Source organism: Brevinematales bacterium (assembly GCA_026415355.1).
GTDB lineage: Bacteria > Spirochaetota > Brevinematia > DTOW01 > DTOW01 > SKYB106.
In genome coordinates this window covers 1-535 of sequence record JAOAHF010000074.1, presented here as the reverse complement: position 1 = coordinate 535, position 535 = coordinate 1, and the positions used below count along the sequence as shown (strand labels likewise).

At 25.6% G+C, this 535-nt stretch carries 1 protein-coding gene; it reads right to left on the bottom strand.

Features of this window, described 5'->3' with window-relative positions; translation table 11 throughout:
- Window positions 1-328: 328 nt before the first annotated feature.
- On the bottom strand, window positions 329-535 hold a 207-nt coding region (locus N2712_08110), incomplete at its 5' end, for a hypothetical protein (protein ID MCX8029941.1).

Sequence of the window (535 nt, the reverse complement as noted above, 5' to 3'; positions counted from 1 at the left end):
AGCTTTTACAACATAATATTGATATAACATCAAAAATACAAGAGTATATTTTAGAAAAAGGTATATAATTTAGGGAAAATATAGTTGATAAGTTTTCTATGGAATTGTTCAATCATTATATCCCTATATTTAGGTAAAAATGGTTTTAAGGCATACAAAACAGATTCATCTATTACATTGTTGTTATGTAAGTGTTAAAATTTTTTATTATTTATATTTTAAAAAAGTGTGCTGAGAAAAAACAAATAGAGAAAGGTCTAAGTCAAGGTATGAAGAATAAAATTTTATGGAAGTAAAAAAGCGACAGAAGTTTTTCTGTCGCTTTTTACTAAAAAGGTATGTTGGATAAGCTTTCTATGATTTGTTCAATCATCATAGCCCTATGTTTAGGTAAAAATGGTTTTAAGGCATATAAAACAGCTATTACGTTGTTTTGAGAAGGTAGTGCATTGTTTGATTGATTTGAAGATATATTCGACAACATTGAATTTAATTGATTTACGTCAATATTTTGCATTATGTTTTGTATTTGAGA